This window comes from Bradyrhizobium diazoefficiens (assembly GCF_016612535.1).
Taxonomy (GTDB): domain Bacteria; phylum Pseudomonadota; class Alphaproteobacteria; order Rhizobiales; family Xanthobacteraceae; genus Bradyrhizobium; species Bradyrhizobium diazoefficiens_C.
On the sequence record NZ_JAENXS010000002.1, the window covers coordinates 870,765 to 888,814 of the forward strand.

General features: G+C 64.3%; 19 protein-coding genes. 16 read left to right on the forward strand and 3 right to left on the reverse strand.

What is annotated here, in order from left to right; translation table 11 throughout:
* Window positions 1–17: 17 nt before the first annotated feature.
* Window positions 18–1,130, forward strand: coding sequence for an HD domain-containing phosphohydrolase (locus JJE66_RS20980; RefSeq protein WP_200516413.1), 1,113 nt, complete (start codon window positions 18–20; stop codon window positions 1,128–1,130).
* Between the two features lie 44 nt (window positions 1,131–1,174).
* Here the strand turns inward: JJE66_RS20980 and JJE66_RS20985 are convergent, their stop codons facing one another.
* Window positions 1,175–1,378: a hypothetical protein gene (locus JJE66_RS20985; RefSeq protein WP_200516414.1), complete on the reverse strand. Its 204-nt coding sequence runs from the start codon at window positions 1,376–1,378 to the stop codon at window positions 1,175–1,177.
* 131 nt (window positions 1,379–1,509) lie between these two features.
* Complete coding sequence (locus JJE66_RS20990) at window positions 1,510–2,187, reverse strand: nitroreductase (RefSeq protein WP_200516415.1); 678 nt, start codon at window positions 2,185–2,187, stop codon at window positions 1,510–1,512.
* Window positions 2,188–2,333: 146 nt separating this feature from the next.
* Between JJE66_RS20990 and JJE66_RS20995 the strand changes: the two genes are divergently transcribed.
* The 5 genes from JJE66_RS20995 to JJE66_RS21015 all read left to right on the forward strand — a co-directional run bounded on the left by JJE66_RS20995 (window position 2,334) and on the right by JJE66_RS21015 (window position 6,642).
* A complete protein-coding gene (locus tag JJE66_RS20995) occupies window positions 2,334–3,296 on the forward strand; it encodes an alpha/beta hydrolase (protein ID WP_200516416.1) in 963 nt (320 codons plus the stop codon).
* Window positions 3,293–4,219: a dienelactone hydrolase family protein gene (locus JJE66_RS21000; RefSeq protein ID WP_311979936.1), complete on the forward strand. Its 927-nt coding sequence runs from the start codon at window positions 3,293–3,295 to the stop codon at window positions 4,217–4,219. Before JJE66_RS20995 ends, JJE66_RS21000 begins: the two co-directional genes overlap by 4 nt.
* Window positions 4,220–4,303: 84 nt before the next feature.
* The gene (locus JJE66_RS21005) at window positions 4,304–4,552 is read left to right on the forward strand and encodes a hypothetical protein (RefSeq protein WP_148753029.1); all 249 of its coding nucleotides are present in this window, start codon (window positions 4,304–4,306) and stop codon (window positions 4,550–4,552) included.
* Between the two features lie 333 nt (window positions 4,553–4,885).
* A complete protein-coding gene (locus tag JJE66_RS21010) occupies window positions 4,886–5,962 on the forward strand; it encodes a type II asparaginase (RefSeq protein ID WP_311979937.1) in 1,077 nt (358 codons plus the stop codon).
* 269 nt (window positions 5,963–6,231) lie between these two features.
* Window positions 6,232–6,642 carry a hypothetical protein gene (locus JJE66_RS21015; RefSeq protein WP_200516418.1) on the forward strand — a complete coding sequence of 137 codons (411 nt, stop codon included), beginning with the start codon at window positions 6,232–6,234 and terminating at the stop codon, window positions 6,640–6,642.
* A 4-nt stretch (window positions 6,643–6,646) separates the two neighbouring features.
* On the opposite strand, the gene JJE66_RS21020 is transcribed toward JJE66_RS21015, so the two are convergent.
* Entirely contained in the window at window positions 6,647–8,269 is a 1,623-nt protein-coding gene (locus JJE66_RS21020; protein ID WP_200516419.1) for an ABC-F family ATP-binding cassette domain-containing protein, read from the reverse strand.
* Between the two features lie 201 nt (window positions 8,270–8,470).
* Here JJE66_RS21020 and JJE66_RS21025 point away from each other — a divergent pair, with 201 nt between their 5' ends.
* The 10 genes from JJE66_RS21025 (at window position 8,471) to JJE66_RS21070 (ending at window position 17,748) form a co-directional block, all read left to right on the forward strand.
* Window positions 8,471–9,556 carry a hypothetical protein gene (locus JJE66_RS21025; protein WP_200516420.1) on the forward strand — a complete coding sequence of 362 codons (1,086 nt, stop codon included), beginning with the start codon at window positions 8,471–8,473 and terminating at the stop codon, window positions 9,554–9,556.
* A gap of 146 nt (window positions 9,557–9,702) precedes the next feature.
* Window positions 9,703–12,486 (forward strand): xanthine dehydrogenase family protein molybdopterin-binding subunit, encoded by a 2,784-nt coding sequence (locus tag JJE66_RS21030; RefSeq protein WP_200516421.1) that lies wholly within the window; start codon window positions 9,703–9,705, stop codon window positions 12,484–12,486.
* A complete protein-coding gene (locus JJE66_RS21035) occupies window positions 12,483–13,007 on the forward strand; it encodes a (2Fe-2S)-binding protein (RefSeq protein WP_200516422.1) in 525 nt (174 codons plus the stop codon). Before JJE66_RS21030 ends, JJE66_RS21035 begins: the two co-directional genes overlap by 4 nt.
* An 11-nt stretch (window positions 13,008–13,018) precedes the next feature.
* Window positions 13,019–13,630 (forward strand): Isoquinoline 1-oxidoreductase subunit, encoded by a 612-nt coding sequence (locus tag JJE66_RS21040; protein ID WP_246756488.1) that lies wholly within the window; start codon window positions 13,019–13,021, stop codon window positions 13,628–13,630.
* Between the two features lie 621 nt (window positions 13,631–14,251).
* Window positions 14,252–14,479: a hypothetical protein gene (locus tag JJE66_RS21045; protein WP_200516424.1), complete on the forward strand. Its 228-nt coding sequence runs from the start codon at window positions 14,252–14,254 to the stop codon at window positions 14,477–14,479.
* 77 nt (window positions 14,480–14,556) lie between these two features.
* Window positions 14,557–15,108: a DUF4142 domain-containing protein gene (locus tag JJE66_RS21050; protein ID WP_200516425.1), complete on the forward strand. Its 552-nt coding sequence runs from the start codon at window positions 14,557–14,559 to the stop codon at window positions 15,106–15,108.
* A gap of 201 nt (window positions 15,109–15,309) precedes the next feature.
* Window positions 15,310–16,200, forward strand: coding sequence for an SDR family oxidoreductase (locus JJE66_RS21055; protein ID WP_200518614.1), 891 nt, complete (start codon window positions 15,310–15,312; stop codon window positions 16,198–16,200).
* A 147-nt stretch (window positions 16,201–16,347) separates the two neighbouring features.
* Window positions 16,348–16,935: a phosphatase PAP2 family protein gene (locus JJE66_RS21060; protein ID WP_200516426.1), complete on the forward strand. Its 588-nt coding sequence runs from the start codon at window positions 16,348–16,350 to the stop codon at window positions 16,933–16,935.
* Window positions 16,928–17,275 (forward strand): hypothetical protein, encoded by a 348-nt coding sequence (locus JJE66_RS21065; protein WP_200516427.1) that lies wholly within the window; start codon window positions 16,928–16,930, stop codon window positions 17,273–17,275. The genes JJE66_RS21060 and JJE66_RS21065 overlap by 8 nt, the downstream gene beginning before the upstream one ends.
* On the forward strand, window positions 17,275–17,748 hold the full coding sequence (locus tag JJE66_RS21070) for a hypothetical protein (RefSeq protein WP_200516428.1): 474 nt from the start codon (window positions 17,275–17,277) through the stop codon (window positions 17,746–17,748). The genes JJE66_RS21065 and JJE66_RS21070 overlap by 1 nt, the downstream gene beginning before the upstream one ends.
* The last annotated feature ends 302 nt before the right edge of the window (window positions 17,749–18,050 follow it).

The following is an 18,050-nucleotide window of genomic DNA, read 5'->3' on the forward strand; positions in this document are numbered from 1 at the left end:
CACAGTTCAGGTCTGCCGTGCAGAAGGCGCGAACCATCACCAGCCCCGTCAAGGGGGAAGGTAGCCTCAAAGCGGCGCAATCGGCTCGTCCCTTCGTCCATGTGCTGGCCGATTCCTCCGCCAAATTGTCGGGCATTTGCTCTATCCTGGAACGGCAATTTGCCGTCGCAGGCGAACGGCTCGATGCGGAAGCCAAGCTGTCTCAAGTGCCATTCGCCATCGTCGTCCGCGCGGACCTGCGTGACACCGTCGCCATCGCTGCCATCAAGAAGCGGACCCCTAAGCTGGCGAAGGCGACGAAGCGGATCTTCCTGGTCGAGCATTCCTCTCACGCAAGCGTCTCGCAGGCTTATGCATTGGGCGCGACGCTCGTCCTTCCCGGCACGATCAACAAGTTGAAGCTGCTGGCGGCGCTGGCCGAGCCCGCTTCCGCTTCTTCAAGCGGGCCGTCCCGGCCAGAGAACGCCGTCGAAACCGCAGCGACCGCTATCACATCGATGTTCACCGCCGTCACGCTTGGCGGCCCCCTCAACGTCGATGGCGCGAAGGACGCCGGCCGGCAGATCGCCGATCGCATCACCGAACATGGTCTATCGGAATGGCTCACAGCGGTGCGCCGGCACCATGAAGGAACCTACCAGCACTGCCTGCTCGTGACCGGCGTGGCGATCGACTTCGGACTGAGCCTCGGCGTCGGACGAGCCGATCTGGAGCGCCTCTACACGGCCGCCATGTTCCACGACATCGGCAAGGCCCGGATCCCGCTTGCGATCCTGGACAAGCCCGGCCGCCTCGATGCCGACGAACGCGCCATGATCGAGACGCATCCGGCGGCGGGTTACGAATTCCTGAAGGACCACGAGCAGATTACGCCCGAGATTCTCGATGCCGTCCGGCACCACCACGAATTTCTCGACGGCAGCGGATATCCGGACGCGCTGGCTGGCGAGAGCATCAACGACATCGTGCGCATTCTCACGATCTCGGACATCTTCGCCGCGCTGATCGAGCACCGGCCCTACAGGCCGTTGATGCCGCGCAGCGAGGCCTACAATATTCTCTGCGGGATGACGGGAAAGCTGGAGAAAGCGCTCGTCACCTCGTTCAAGCAGGTCGCGCTCACACGGTGAGTGTGCACCACAACCCGGGAGCGGGAATGACGTCACGGGTCCGTCTAGTGCGTGGCCCGGTATTTGATGCGGTGCGGGATCGAACGACAAGCCAGTCCTTCGGCGAGCCGCTTCATGTCCTCGCGCTTGCCGCTGCGGATCAGCCTGCCGAACTCCTCAGGGGCAAACGGAAGACTGGGATCATCATCGATCGGACGCCGCATCCGCGGACCGAAGAACCATCGAACCAGGCTAGCCAGCCGCCGCATATCAATTTCCTCGCGCCAGCAACAAACCTTTCAGTCCGCGTATTGTTCCTCCTGCGCGATAGAGATTGCAAGAGGCCGCATGGAGTCCGCACCAAAAATTTCGTGAAGGAATCTCCTCCGGCCTCTCCGCATCAGTCAGCGAAGCCGACGTAGCGCACGAACTCGTCGTTGCCCTCGCGACCCGAGCGAACGGCATTCGCGGCAAAGTCGTCGTCGGGATAGCCCATCGCGACGCAGGTCATGATGACCTCGTCCTCGGGGATCCCGGCGACCTCGCGCACGATATCGGAGCGCATGATGCCCTGGCCGTTGATCACCGAGCCGAGCCCGCGGTCCCAGGCCGCCAGCACGATGCCGTAGCAGAGCGCGCCGAGATCGAAATGGCAGACCGCGCCGGGATCGAGCACGCGGTCATAAGTGAGCACCAGCGAGACCGGCGCGTCGAACTGTCGGAAGCCGCGCAGCACCCAATCCTGCCGCATCGGCTTGTCGTCGCGCGCGATTCCCATCGCGCTGAATAATTGCTTGGCGATGTCGACTTGCCGGGTGCGATGCACGCCCTGGTATTCGCCATGGCTGACGATGTCGCGCTTGACCTTGGCGCCGCCAACCATCTCTTCCATGTTGCGGCGGCGCACCTGTTCCAGAGGGCCGCCGGTGAGCACGTGGACATGCCAGGGCTGGGTGTTCATCGAGGACGGCGCGCGCTTGGCGCTGTCGATGATCGCCTCGATCACCGCGCGCGGCACCGGCTCGTTTTTGAAACCGCGCACGCTGCGGCGCGACTGGACCAGCGTTTCGAATTCCACCTCAAGACCTCCCTGCCCGTTCATTCGGCGGCGTTGCAATCGTAGCGCCTCGCCGGTTGCCGATGCGGCGCGCGAAATCTATGCTAACCCGCAAGCAAGACCAAGAACCCCGTGTGGACCCGACCACACCCCGTGAGGACTCCCAAATGGCCGCACCGCTCGATCCCGTCATCGCCCAGATCATTCCGCTGCTGCCGCTGCGCGATCCGACGACGATGACGCCACAGAGCGCCCGCGATTCCTTGCGCGCACTGGCTGCCGCGCGCGCGGCCGTGCCGCCGCCGCCCGTCGATGCCGTGCAGGATATCAAGGTGAAGGGCGGCGCCGGTCCGCTCGACGCCCGCGTCTACCAGGTCGGCGGCACGCCCGCGCCCACCGTCGTGTTCTTCCACGGCGGCGGCTGGGTCGCGGGCGACCTCGAGACCCACGACCGGCAGGCGCGCAATCTCGCGATCGAGACCGGCGCGGTCGTGGTCTCCGTCGATTACCGGCGACCGCCGGAGACCCGCTTTCCCGGCGCTTTCGAGGACGCCTTCGCTGCGACCAGCGACGTGTTCGACCGCGTCGCGGAATTTGGCGACGACGCAAAGCGTCTTGGCGTCGCCGGCGACAGCGCCGGCGGCAATCTCGCCGCCGCCACGGCAATCGCCTGCCGCGACGCCGGCATCAAGCTCGCGGCGCAGCTGCTGGTCTATCCCGTGACTGACGTCGTGGGCGGCTATGCCGACACGCGCGAGAACGCGCGCTTTCCGTCACGTGCCGAGAATGCGGATGGTTACTTCCTCTCGCGCGCCGTGATGGAATGGTTCGCCGGCCATTATCTCGCCGACGTCGATCAAGCCACCGACTGGCGGGTCTCGCCGCTGCGCGCCACCTCGCTCGCCGGCCTTGCGCCCGCGATCGTGACCACCGCCTGGTTCGATCCGTTGCGCGACGAGGGCGCGGCCTATGCGAAAGCGCTGGAGGCTGCCGGCGTGCGGGTGAAGCATCATGAGGGCCCTGGCCTGATCCACGGCTATTTCGGCCTCGGCGACGCCGCCGAAGTCGCACGCGCCGAGGCGCAACGTGCCCGCGCCGATTTCAGGGCGTTGCTCGCGCGCGGGGCGTGATCGCCTTGCGGCCCGGCGGCATTGAATTGCGACCTCATCTCATCCGTATCATCGGCCTGATCGCAGCCCTGCTGCTATCGGTACAGGTCGTCGCGGCCGCACCCCAGACCGTCTATTTCCGCAGCGCCGATGGACGCGCGGCGCTCACCGGCTATCTGTTCCAGCCGAGCACGCCGGGCCCCTGGCCCGCCATCGTCATGCTGCACGGGCGCGGCGGACCGTACTCCAGCAACGACAATTCCGATTGCACCTTCGTCGGCGCCGGCATCGCCTCGCCCTGTAATGCAGGCGCTTTGTCGAAGCGCCATGCGATGTGGGGCGAATATTGGTCGGCACGCGGCTACCTGGCGCTATTGCCGGACAGCTTTGGCCCGCGCGGCAAGGCGCACGGCTTCGGCCGCTTCACCCATGATGATCCCGACCGCGCTAACGTGAACGAGACCAATGTGCGTCCGCTCGACGCCGAAGGTGCGTTCGCCTATCTGCGTGGCCGCAACGACGTCCTCGCCGGCGAGATCTTCCTCCAGGGCTGGTCCAATGGCGGCAGCACCGCGTTGAACGTGATGATCCGGCAAGGAAACCAGCAAGGAAACCAGCAAGGCAACCAGACGGGCTATCGCGGCGCCCTCGTCTTCTATCCAGGCTGCGGACAGACCGCGCTGCTGGCGCCGACCATCTCGACCACCGCCCCGATTGCGATGTTCCTCGGCGCCGACGACGAGGAGGTCTCGCCGCAGATTTGCCAGCACGTCGCTGAGCGGTCGGCGCAGGCGGGCAGCCCGATCGACGTCACCGTCTATCCCGGCGCCACCCACGATTTCGACGAGCCTTCGTCCCGCCGGCAAGCAACGTCCGGGAATCAGGCAGCCATGGACGATGCCCTCGTCAAGGCCAACGCGATCCTCGACCGTTGGAAAAATTGAGCCGCATGCGGATGCCCCTGCTTGATTGCGCCACGATTCCGGGCTCCAATTCCCGCGCCATCTTTTTGGTTTAGGGAGACACCCATGATGAAGCGAATTTTCCTGGCTGCAATCGTTGCCACCTTTGCAGCGGGCTCGGCCCTTGCGGACGACACTTGCGAGAGCAAGGCGGTCGGCAAGGATGGCAAGGCGCTCGCCGGCGCCGCCAAAACCTCGTTCATGAAGAAGTGCAAGGAAGACGCCTGCGCGCCCAAGGCTGTCGGCTCCGACGGCAAGCCGCTCGCCGGCGCCGCCAAGAACAGCTTCATGAAGAAGTGCGAGATGGGCGCGTAAGGCGCTGTGCGATCTACTCCCTCGCCCCGCTTGCGGGGAGAGGGTTGGGGTGAGGGGGAGTCTCCGCGGGGACGGCGATAGTTGGATTCGCGGAGAGTCCCCCTCACCCGAATTTGCGCTTCGCGCGAATTCGACCTCTCCCCGCAAGCGGGGCGAGGTAAAGGAAAGACCTTCGATCCCGAACGCGCCTCCCCGCGCACCCAAACCAAATCATCCCACGACATCACAACCCTAGACAGAAGCCGTCGGCTGACGGATCATGGAGTGCTGAGCGAATTGGGGCGCACCGACGAGGCTTTCCAGGAAAGGGACGTCAAGATGTGGCAATCTCGAGTGCGTAATCAGACATTGGCGACAGCGAGCTTGCTCTTTGCGCTGCTCATCAGTTTCGACGTCGCGAATGCAAGGAGCCCCGGTCTGCCCAATGTCATGGTTCTCGCGACTGGTGGCACGATCGCGGGCACCGGAACGAGCAGCACCACCGTGGTCGGTTATACCGCGGCCACGGTGGGCATCGAGACCCTCCTGAACGCCGTCCCCGAACTCAAGACGGTGGCCAACGTCAAGGGCGAGCAGGTTTTCCAGATCGCCAGCGAGAACATGAACAATGATTACTGGCTCAAGCTTGCCAAGCGCGTCAACACGCTGCTCGCGCAGGACGACGTCGACGGAATCGTGATCACGCACGGCACCGATACGATCGAGGAAACCAGCTATTTCCTCGACCTGGTCGTCAAGAGCCGGAAGCCTGTCGTCGTCGTTGGCGCGATGCGGCCGTCGACGGCGATCAGCGCGGATGGGCCGATCAACCTCTACAATGCGGTGATCCTCGCAGGCAGTGACGAAGCCGTCGGCAAGGGCGTGCTCGTTTCTCTCAACGATCAGATCAACGCGGCGCGCGAGGTGACCAAGACCAACACCTCGACGGCAGACACCTTCCGCACGCCGGAACTCGGCTTTCTCGGCTACATGCAGGGCAACAAACCGTATTTCTATCGTCAATCGACGCGCCGGAACACGGCGGACTCCGAATTCGACGTGTCCGACCTCGATACCCTGCCGCAAGTCGATATCGTCTACGGTTATGCCAACATGAACCGGGTCGCGGTGGATGCTTTTGTCGCCGCCGGCGCCAAGGGGATCGTGCATGCCGGCGTGGGCGACGGCAGCCTTGCCCGGCCCGCCGTCGAGCCGGCTCTCGACGAAGCCCACAAGAAGGGTGTCGCGATCGTTCGCAGCAGCCGTGTCGGCAACGGCATCGTCGCGCGCAACGGCGAAGCCAAGGACGACGAACACGACTTCATCGTCTCGGATACGCTCAACCCGCAAAAGGCGCGTATCTTGCTGATGCTGGCGCTGACCAAGACGACCGACAGCAAGGAAATCCAGCGGATGTTCTACACGTATTAGAGCGTTGTCGAGCGAAGTGGATTCCGGTTCGCGTCAGGAAAACGCGTCAAACAAGAATTGAGAGCCCCGGAACGGGGCTCTGGACGCGTCCGAAGCGCGATCGCCCTAGTCCCGCTTGAAACAGTAGTCAAAGGCGGCGCCGAACGGCTTGATCAGACCGCGGTCGGCGCGGGAAAATGGATCGGCAGGATCAGCGTGTCGGTGCATTGCGCCGCTTGGCAAACTTCGTACGAAAATTACTTGAGCGTACCACTCTTTGGAGAGAGCCTGTGGCTATTGCTGTCGAATCGCTGGCGCAAATGATCGGCTTGCTGCCGGCAAACGAAGACAAGGCGGCGGCACTCGACTTCCTGAAGCGACCGGATCTGACGCGGCCTGACTCTGTGACAGGGGTGTCGGACTACGCGTCCGCCGAATTTTGGCTCCGATCACTCAGAAGACGGCAGGAGAGAACAATTGGAGCTGGCATCGCTACACGTGGCTTTCCATCACTGCTAGCTGCGCTGGAGAAGCTGAGTCCGTCGGCTCCCGTAACCATCACAGTCTACACGACCAACGCAGGGTCTGGAAATTTCTGGTCAGATCAAAATGGTCAATTCGTGGGCTTCGTGCTCGTGGAACGTCGATCTCCCGAAGAAGAGCAGGAGCGCCTGGAATGGCTTCGACGAAACCTGACGTAGCTGACTAGCTCCGCAATCCCGGCGCCTCCTGCCCGGTGCGCGCGACGTACTCCGTGTAGCCGCCACCGAACTGGTGGATGCCTTCCGGCGTCAGTTCCAGCACGCGGTTCGACAGCGTCGCCAGAAAATGCCGGTCGTGCGAGACGAACAGCATGGTGCCTTCGAAATCCGACAGCGCATTGATCAGCATTTCCTTGGTGGCGAGGTCGAGATGGTTGGTCGGCTCGTCCAGCACCAGGAAGTTCGGCGGGTCAAACAGCATCTTGGCCATCACGAGGCGCGCCTTCTCGCCGCCTGAGAGCACGCGGCAGCGCTTCTCGACGTCGTCGCCGGAGAAGCCGAAGCAGCCGGCAAGCGCGCGCAAAGAGCCCTGTCCCGCGGTCGGAAACGCATATTCGAGTGACTCGAACACCGTCTGCTCACCGTCGAGCAGGTCCATCGCGTGCTGGGCGAAATAGCCCATCTTGACGCTGCCGCCGACCGCCACGGTGCCCTCATCCGGCTCGCTCGCGCCGGCGACGAGCTTGAGCAGCGTCGACTTGCCGGCGCCATTGACGCCCATCACGCACCATCGCTCCCTGCGGCGGATCATGAAATCCAGCCCGTCGTAGATGCGCTTGCTGCCGTAGCCCTTGAACACCTTCTTCAAGGCGACGACGTCCTCGCCGGAGCGCGGCGCCGGCAGGAAGTCGAACGCGATCGTCTGGCGGCGGCGCGGCGGCTCGACCCGCTCGATCTTGTCGAGCTTCTTGACCCGGCTCTGCACCTGGGCCGCGTGCGAGGCGCGCGCCTTGAAGCGCTCGATGAACTTGATTTCCTTGGCGAGCATCGCCTGCTGGCGCTCGAACTGCGCCTGCTGCTGCTTCTCGCTCAGCGCGCGCTGCTGCTCGTAGAACTCGTAATTGCCGGCGTAAGTCGTGAGCGAGCCGGAATCGATTTCGACCACTTTGGAGATCACGCGGTTGATGAACTCGCGGTCATGCGAGGTCATCAACAGCGTACCTTCGTAATCATGCAAAAATTTCTCGAGCCAGATCAGGCTTTCGATATCCAGATGGTTGCTCGGCTCGTCGAGCAACATGACATCGGGGCGCATCAGGAGAATGCGGGCCAGCGCCACGCGCATCTTCCAGCCGCCCGAGAGCTTGCCGACGTCGCCGTCCATCATCTCCTGGCTGAAGCCGAGGCCGGATAGCGCTTCGCGCGCGCGGCCGTCGAGCGCGTAGCCGTCGAGCTCCTCGAAGGCGTGCTGCACCTCGCCGTAGCGCGCGATGATCTCGTCCATCTGGTCGGCTTTGTCCGGGTCGGCCATCGCGGTCTCGAGCTCATGCAGTTCGGCCGCGACCGCACTCACCGGACCTGCGCCATCCATCACCTCGGCGACGGCGCTGCGGCCAGACATCTCGCCGACGTCCTGGTTGAAATAGCCGATGGTGATGCCGCGATCGGTCGAGACCTGCCCTTCATCGGGCAGTTCCTCGCCGGCGATCATCCGGAACAGGGTGGTCTTGCCGGCGCCGTTCGGGCCGACGAGGCCGATCTTCTCGCCCTTGTTGAGGGCGGCCGAGGCTTCGATGAACAGGATCTGGTGGCCGGCTTGCTTGCTGACGTTGTCGAGGCGGATCATGGGGTCTTTTGGGGAAATGTTGCGTTGCGGCGTAATAGGCCATGCGGGCCGCCAAAGGAAGCCCGGCGGGGCCCGGGTTTTGCCCCCTCCTGACAAATCCTTAGCAATTTTCGGCCAGAAGCACGGGTGGCGTGGTCCAGCGAATCTGACCGACGTCTGTCGACCTGACGCTTGCCGAGAACGCACCCGGGGGGAATACCGATGAAAACTCGCTTTGGCCTGGCCATGGCCGCCGCACTGATGCTCGGCGGCGGCGCAACGGCTCAAACTCTGCCCGACTACATGGCGCCGATCTCCGGCAGGACCAATTCCACGCCCGGCGAAATCGCCACCAAGGACGTGCTGGCTCTGAACAATGCGATGTTCGAGCTCTATGGCGAGGCTTCAAAGGTTTTCCAGAAGAACATCCTCGACAAGCACCCCGTGATCCTCGGCCTGTTCTCCGGCGCCGGCGGACGCCTGATCCTCTATCGGCCGGGCCAGCCGCCGCTCGATGCGCCGCAGGTGCCGGTCGTCTATCAGCTGCTGAAATCGGTCGGCCACAGCACCATGGCTTTGGCCGAGGTGGTCGGCCCCTATGTCGACAATCCCGACAACAAATCCTGGCGCGGCGCCATGCTGGCCTTTCGCAGCCGGATGCAGTCGGCGCTGGACAGCCTCGACGCCACGCCGATGCAGGCCGACTGGCGCGACAACAACCGCACCATCCTGAAGAACAACATCGCCTTCATGGACGAATGCCTCGCCAGCGGCGTCATTCCGTTCGCGAAGTTAGAGGCTTTTGGCAAACAACAGGCCCCGTTCCTCGCCAAGAACGTCGCGTGGGCGGCGCAGACCCAGGTCGCGCACTGGATGGGCGTGCTGGCAGACTGGAAGGCACAGCTCGGTCCCGACTGGGAGAAGACCTATGGCGCCAGCAACACCATCTACGTCACACGGCAGAACAACGTGATCTTCAGCGTGCTCGCACAGTTCTTCGGCGCGGAGGCCATCAACACGCGCCTGCTGCTGATCGAGACGGTCTCCTTCACCACCACGCCATCGGACATGCTGGAATCGCTGACGCGGATCATCGCGGATCGCTCGGTCGGCGCGCTGTTCTTCGGCAATTATCACCTGATGGATTACGAGCTGATGGGAGGCGACGCGCGCGCCGCAATCGTCGCCGAGACGGCCAAGCGCGGCATGACGCCGTTCCTGCCGCCGCTGGTTCCGTTCGGCTCCAAGCAGTGGCCGACCTTGGTCACCCCCGGCCCCGGCCCCGCGACGATCGCTGATCTCAAGTGAAGACTTGACGTGAAAGGCTTGGGCCAGACGAAAGGCGGCTGCGTTCGCGCGGAGCCGCCTTCACCTCTCGTAAACGGCCGCCCTGTTCTATTTCCGCATGGGCGAATCATGACAGCCTCCCGCCAGCGTTGTACAAGGATGAGATCATGCGGCCTTCGCGACGCGAGTTCGTGAAGTGGTTATCGGCGGGCGGCATCTCAGTCAGCCTGTCGCATCTCGCTGCGGCGGCAAACGCGCCCTTCGCGGCGCATGAGACGCTGCCCGGCCGGGGACATTTCAATCCAGCAACAAAAGGCACTGGCCGCGTCGACGGCGTCGCCAAGGTCACGGGCGCAAAGCTCTACGCCTCCGACTTCCGCGCCAACGATCTGCCCGGCTGGCCGCAGACCACTTCGCACGCGATCCTGGTGCGCGCCAACGACGCGACCCATGTCTACACCGGCATGGACCTTGCCCGCCTCAGCGGCGCGCTGAAGCCATCCGTCGTCGTCGCGGCCAGCGATCTCGACCACATCGGCACGCAAGTGCCGGAGTTCTATGCCGGCGATTTGTTCTGCCCGCCCGGCAAGACGCCGCTTTATCTGGGACAGCCGGTCGCGCTGCTGATCTTCGAAACGTTCGACGCCTTCGACCAGGCCCGGCTCGTCTTGCGCGACGGCACCTTCGTCAAGTTCGGCGAAGAAACCGGCCCGGTGATCGCATCCGATTACGGTTCCTACCGCTTCACCCGCGTCGCAGGCCCCTCGCCCGACAAGCCCGACGTCTATTCGCCGATCCGGGCTGGCTGGGTGTCGCCCAAGAAGGTGCAGACCACGGCGCTGCCGGTGTGGTCGCCGCTCGCTAGCGAGATGCCGGCCGACTACGTCAAGGCGGCAAAGCTTGGGGAGCAGATCCGTGCCGAGTTGGCCGCGGACGACGCCTCTCTCCTGGTGCTGGACCGCGAGTTCGAGACGCAATCGGTCGACCCGATGTTCCTGGAGCCGGAGTGCGGGCTGGCCTGGTACGGCGGCCAGGGAGCTAATAAAGGCGGCAATCTCGAGCTGGTGCTCGGCGTGCAGTCGCCTTACGAAGCCGCGGAGTCGCTCGCGCATCTGCTCGGCAAGGCCCACGCGCCTTACAAGCCCGCGCATATCAACGCGCAGTTCGCCCATGTCGGCGGCGGCTTTGGCGGGCGCGACCACACGCCGTTCATCCTCTATGTCGCGCTGGCCGCGATCTGCTTCCCGGGCAAGCCGGTGCGGCTCGCCCATGACCGCTACCAGCAATTCCAGGGCGGCATCAAACGCCACGCGATCAAGATGCGCTCGCGCATCGGCATCGACCGCGCCACCGGCCTGATCAAGGCTTTCGCCGCCGACCATGTGCTCGACGGCGGCGGGCTGCAGAACTTCTCCACCAACGTGGCCGTCGTTGCCGCCACCGGCGCGATCGGCATCTACGACATCCCAAAGGTCGACGTCACCACGACCGCGCTGCATTCGCGCGGCGTCACGGCCGGCTCGATGCGCGGCTACGGCACGCTGCAGACCATGACCGCGCTCGAGGCGCTGATCGACGAGGCCGCAGGCGCGCTCCAGCTCGATCCCATCGAATTCCGCCGCCGCAATGCGCTCAAGCAAAACGGCCGGACCATGACCGGCAATCCCTATATCGTCTCGGTGCGCACGCCCGAAATCCTCGACAAGCTCGAAACTCATCCAATCTGGCAGCAACGCGCGCAGCTCAGGCAAACCACGGGAGATCGGCTGGTCGGCACCGGGGTTGCCTGCGTCACCAAGGACTACGGCTCCGGCGCGGACTGCTCGCTCGGCCGCGTCGAGCTCGGCGCCGACGGCAAGATCTCGATCTTCTGCGACCATGTCGAGATGGGCAACGGCATCGGCACGGCGCTGGCCAACCGCGTCGCCGGCCATCTCGGCGCCATCGCCGACGAGGTCTCGGTCGCCCGCGTCGACAGCTACGACGTGCTCGGCCTCGTCTCCTCCGGCGATCCCTACACCATGGACCAGAAAACGCAGGACGCCGCCGAGCGGAATCCGCGCTGGGTGCCCTCGATCTCCTCGGCGACATCAGCGTCAATCGGCGCCCATGTCGGCACGCACTCGTCGGCCGAGGCCGCCCGAATCATCTTCCGCTTCGGCCTGTGGCCCGCCGCGCTGGAGCTGTGGCACATTGCGAAGACTGACGCGCGCGCCCGGCAATGGGCGAGCGCGAGCTGGCAGAATGGCCAGCTCACGATGCCCGGCTTTGAACCGCTGGCGCTGTCGGCGCTCGCCGCAACCGCCCATGCGCGCGGCTTCGTCACCGGCGCGGTCGCGCACAGTTTTTCGCGCTGGGCTTGGTCCAGGGCGCGCTTCCCCTTGTTCGGCGAGCAATACCGCGCGGATATCGATGCACTCGCGATCCGCCGCGGCAACGGCAAGTTCGAGCGGATCAACCGCACGAGCGTCAAATTTCCGCCGACCGACAACAACCGCATCGGCACCGCCTACACCTCGATGTGCGGCACGCTGGTCCGCGTCGAGATCGAGCGCGCAACAGGCGCGCTTCGCATCGCCAAGGCCTATAGCGTGTTCGAATGCGGCACCGCGCTCGTGCCCGAGGTGGTGATGGGCCAGGCCCAGGGCGGCTTCGCCATGGGCGTCGGCTACGCGCTGCTCGAAACCCTGCCCCCGTTCGAGGGCGGGCCGGGCAACGGCGAATGGAATCTCGGGCGCTATCTGGTCGCACGCGGCTCCGACCTGCCGCTCCGCGATCTCGAGATCGAGATGCTGAAGCCGCTCGTACCAGACGAAGCACCGAAGGGCATGGCGGAGGTCGTGATGATCCCGATCGTGCCGGCGCTGATCAATGCCATCCATGATGCCACCGGCCACCGTTTCCGCGCGCTGCCGGTCACGGCAAACCTCTTGAAGGGAGTTTTGGCGTGACCACCGTCAGCCTCACCATAAACGGCCGGAAGCACGGACCGATGGACGTCCGCGACGATCTCTCGATGAACGATTTCCTGCGCGAGATGCTCGGCATGACCGGCACCAAGTTCGGCTGCGGCGCCGCGCAATGTTTGAGCTGCGCCATCATCGTCGACGAGCCGGACGGCACCAGCACCACCAGCCCGACCTGCGTCGCGCCGGCCGTGAATTTCGACGGCAAGTCGATCCGCACCATCGAGGGCCACGCCAAGAACGGCCAGCTCTCGGTTCTGCAACAGGCGTTCATCGATCACTTCGCCTTTCAGTGCGGCTATTGCACCGCCGGCTTCCTCAATGAGGGGCAAGTGCTGCTCGAACGTTTGGCGCGCACGCCGGTCGCACGCGAGGCGCTGGAGCAGACCATCGCGGATGCACTCGACGGCCATCTGTGCCGCTGCACCGGCTACATCAGATATCACGAGGCGGTGCGCGACGTGATCCTCGCCGATTCAACCCGCTATCTCGTCGCCACCAAATGAGTGCGCCAGCGATGAAGACCGCGCGCATCAAGATCATGGTCGTGATGGCGGCGCTGGCGAGCAGCCTGTGCGCCGGCTACGCCGCGTCGGACACGAGCCACGGCCTCGCCTCGCCCGAGAGTTTTGCGAACATTGCCGACACCGAAAAACGCTCAGCCGCAATCTTCACCGAGCTCGGCAAGGTGCTGACGCATCCGCGCTGCACCAACTGCCATCCGGCCGGCGACAGCCCGCGGCAAGGCGACAATCCGCGCCCGCATCAGCCGCCGGTCACGCGCGGCGTCGACGGCCATGGCCAGGAGGCGATGCGCTGTCCCACCTGTCACCAGAAGGCCAATTTCGAGCCCGGCCGCATTCCCGGCCATCCCGAATGGCACCTCGCACCGCGCGAGATGGCCTGGGAAGGCAAGAGCATCAGTGAGATCTGCGAGCAAATCAGGGACCCCGCGCGCAACGGCGGCCGCAAGGTCGAGGCGCTGATTGATCACATCGGCAAGGACACTCTCGTCGGCTGGGCCTGGAAGCCCGGCTTCGGCCGCTCGCCCGCGCCAGGCACGCAGGAGCAGGCCGGCGCGCTGGTGGAGGCTTGGGTGAAGAGCGGAGCGGTATGTCCCGCGCAGTGATGGGACCCGGATGCGCCTCGGTCGCCTGGTTTGAAAACGGTAGTGACCTGATTTGCTTTTCAAGCATTTGTAAAGGATGGAACAGAACCGCATAGACTAACGTTTTGACTGCAACTCCTACGGTTAGGACCCGTATGAACGAGGCCCGTCATGAAGCAGCGTCGCCGGTTCAGGCAAACCTTGTCCCTCGAAGAACGTTTGACTGCAGAAGCAAAGCGCCTGCTTGATGAAGCCAAATCGCTCCCACCTGGTGCGGCCCGGGAAGATTTGATCCGCAGAGCCCGGCAAGCTGAAACAGGCTCGCACATGAGCGAATGGCTACGGTCTCCCGGACTAATGCCACCCACCTAACGTTGGCGACATGACCGACAAGATATGGCCGACAAGAAGCCGCCTCCAAAGCCGCCGCCTCCTGATCCGGAACGCACGGAGCGCGCGAGGTAGGCCGTCCAAGAGTAAGCGGACGATCAGAGCCAGATCATCGAGAAGCTCCGCCGCGGGCTCAACTAAGGGACGTGAGGAACCGCGCATTGGTGCCGGGTGGTTTCGAATCGTAGGCGGACCAAAGTCCGAGGGCGGCAGGTGCTGGAAAAGATTGCTCGGAAAGGAACGAGGTGAATCATGAGCGACTTTCGTGACATTCAACATGGCGTCAACGACCCCGTCGGCGGCGTCGACGTGAAGCGCCAGATCAGTACCAACCAGACGCCGCACGAGCGGGCGCAGCATCATGCCGATGTGCGCGCTGCCCCGTCGGCCTCATCGTCCGAGCCGTTCCTGCCGGAGCGGCTGCGACGGAAGCCGACCGATCCGATCAATCCCCGCACCGGCCGAAATCCGACGGATTAGGAACATCGGTCCCGGCGTCGTGTTGATTGGCGCAAAGATCCGCGCGGAGGCCGCGTGGCCAATCGGAGGACCGGACCATGAAACGTATTGCCATCGCCGCTGCCTGCGTGCTCCTCGCAGGCCCAGCGCTCGCCCAGTCGCTCGGCGAGAAAACCGGCGTCAACTCGGCGCTCGGCGTCGCGCCGGCGACCGCCGATTTCGTCAAGGAGGTCGCCATCAGCGACATGTTCGAAATTGAATCGAGCAAGCTCGCCGAGCAGAAGGGCAACGCGCAGGAGAAAACCTTCGCTCAGCAGATGGTGACCGACCACACCAAGACCAGCAGCGAGCTGAAGGCCCTCGTCGGTGACGGCAAGGTGCAAGCCACGCTGCCGACTGCGCTCGACAGCTCGCACCAGAGCAAGCTCGACAAGCTCAAGAATGCCTCGGGTAAGGACTTCAGTTCGGACTATGACTCCTACCAGGTCAGCGCACACAAAGACGCCGTGTCGCTGTTCGACCGTTATGCCAAGGGTGGCGACAATGCCGCGCTGAAGGACTGGGCCGGCAAGACCGTGCCCACGCTAAGGCATCATCTCGACATGGCCCAAGAGCTCGGCAAGGCGCCGAGCGTCGGACAGTCGAAATAGGACCTTTCGAGGACGTCGGCTCCGCCGGCGTCCTCGATTAGCAACGATGCTTTGCTCCGCTGGTTGAGACTGCAAATCGCGGAGGCCTTCATGGCACATCAGGACAAGACCACAGTCACCCGCCGGCACGTCGTGCACGCTGCGAGCGCCACGCTCGCCGCGGCTTCGCTGGCATCCTCGACAGCGAAGGGAAACACAGGCATGGCCGAGCAGGACCTGATCGACCCCGTCAGCCGCTATCCGAAACCGCCATTCAAAAAGCAATCGCAGCCCTGGCCCGGCCTCGCCGGCAAGATGGAGCCGCGGCCGGACCATGGCGAGACCAGCTACAAGGGCTCCGGCCGGCTCGCCGGCCGTAGGGCGCTGATCACCGGCGGTGATTCCGGCATGGGCCGGGCAGCCGCGATCGCCTATGCGCGCGAAGGCGCGGACGTCGCCATCAACTATCTTCCGGCGGAGGAGCCCGACGCACAGGAGGTGATCGCGCTGATCAAGAAGGAAGGCCGCACCGGCCTTGCGATCCCCGGCGATCTCAAGGACGAAGCCTTCTGCAAGAAACTGGTTGAACAGGCCGTGCAAGGTCTCGGCGGCCTCGACATCATCGTCAGCAACGCCGCCCGGCAGCAGACGCGCGCCTCCATCCTCGACGTGACGTCGGAAGATTTCGACGCGACCATGAAGACCAACATCTACGCGCCGTTCTGGATCATCAAGGCGGCGCTGCCGCAGCTCAAGCCGGGATCCTGTATCGTCGCAACCGCGTCCGAGCAGGCTTACGATCCCTCGCCCGACCTCTACGACTACGCGCAGACCAAAGCGGCGACCATGAATTACGTGAAGTCGCTGGCAAAGCAGCTCGCCTCCAAGGGCATTCGCGTCAACGGCGTTGCTCCGGGACCGATCTGGACACCGCTCCAGGTGTCCGGGGGTGCCACGATGGATAAGCTTGAAAAATTCGGCGGCATGACACCGCTCGGCCGCCCCGGCCAGCCCGCCGAGCTTGCCTCGATCTATGTACAGCTTGCAGCTGCCGACGCCAGCTATGCGACCGGTCAGGTCTACGGCTCATCGGGCGGATCGGGGCAGCCCTAAATCGCGCTCCTTCAACTTTGTTTGAAAAGAGGGCCGCCTTGATTGATGTCGAGGCGGCCCTTCTCTTTGTCAGCCAACCCTGACATGGAACCCTGTCGTCACAGAAGCTTTACATAAACGTCATAAACAAACTCCGCTTCTGGACTGATGGCCCTCATAACTGTCGAGCCCACCCGTACTGACCTCGCGATTGCCAACGCGATCTCCCATCATGCGAACCCGCAGTTCGAAGAGACGGCGGAAGCGCTGACTTGGGGCGCCGACGAGCATGTGCTGCTTGGACTTGCCGCGACGGCGTGGCTCTACGCCCGTCTTCGGCGTCCCGAGGAGCGTAGGGTCGCAAATCACATCCTGACCGTTTCGCTGGCGACGGCAGTGCTCCCGCACATCCTGAAAACCGTGTTCGACCAGATCAGACCGGATCGGCTGACCCTGCTCGGCCATCGGCGTGGCATCCCATTCTCCGGAAGAGCACGCGATGCCTTTCCGTCTGGCCACGCCGTCCACATGGGCGCGCTGGCATCCGCCGGCGCCCTGCTGCCCCCGTCCCGGCGACGTCTCGTGCGCACCATCGCGATGGCCCTCTCGTTGACCCGCATCGCGCTGCTCGCGCATTGGGCCAGCGATGTGGTCGCGGGCTTCACGCTGGGGATCGTGGTCGAGCGGATGTTGAGGCCTTGGACGCTGGCAAGGCGGAGCGGAGAGCCTGTGGATCGGGGGGCACGTCATGGCTGAGTATCTCCTCCGCTTCTTCGCCGGCGGTGTGATCGTATCCGCCTTCGCAATGCTCGGCGACATGCTGCGGCCCAGGAGTTTTGGCGGCCTCCTGGGCGCGGCGCCATCTGTCGCGCTCGCCACGCTCGGCATCGCGGTCGCGCGCCACGGCTCGCAATACGCCGCGGCGGAAAGCTGGAGCATGATCTACGGTGCGGCAGCCCTCGCCTGCTACAGCCTCGCCGTGTGCCACGTTCTGATAAGGTCTCGGCTCGCGGCGCTGCCCGCCAGCATCATCGCTTTTGCCGTATGGCTCGCAGTCGCCTTCGGCCTGCTCGCGGGTCTCGGAGGTGCCGCCTGATGCTGGTCAAGCTGACATCCTCGGCACTCGAGAAGACGCGCTGGTATGAATACGGCGTCCGCTTCCTGCTCGGGGGGCTTGCGACTGTGTTCGCCGGAATAATAGGTCAATATTTCGGGGCGGCCGTAGGCGGGCTCTTTCTTGCGCTTCCCGCCATCTTCTGCGCCAGTGCGACCCTGATTGAAAGCCATGAGCGTCGCGCCAAAGCGAATGCCGGTCTTGCCGGGGCGCGACGCGGACAGCAGGCCGCGGCACTGGACGCCGCGGGTGCCGGGCTTGGCAGCATTGGCCTTGCCGGATTCGCTGTGACTTTTTGGGCGACGGCGGGGACAAATGTGGTCGGTGCATTCGCCGCAGCCATCTTGGCCTGGATGGCCGTTTCAGTTTCGGCATGGTGGGTGAGACAGTTTTTCCTGCGGCGATCTCCAGCACTCCGGCCAATTGGCATGGCTCCGCCGTCCCAACACCGGTGATCCGCTATCTGTCAGACCTGTAATTACGGTGACAGTGCATTAAATTACAGGCCGCCCCCATCCTAAGGGCCACAGCGCCGGTCAACGCTTGGCGAACACCGCCGGTGAGTGCACTGTCACCGTAACCCCCGTAACCCCCACACCGGGAACAGGAAGAGGCCGGTGCGCTGGTGGTGGCTTGGGTGAAGACGGCAGCGGCGTGTTCCGCGCCGTGATGGGGGTAGTCGAGCGCTCACAAACGTCGGCTTCCGAGGCTAAAGCGGACGTCGCGCCGCTTGGTCATCATCGACGGCTTGTGGACC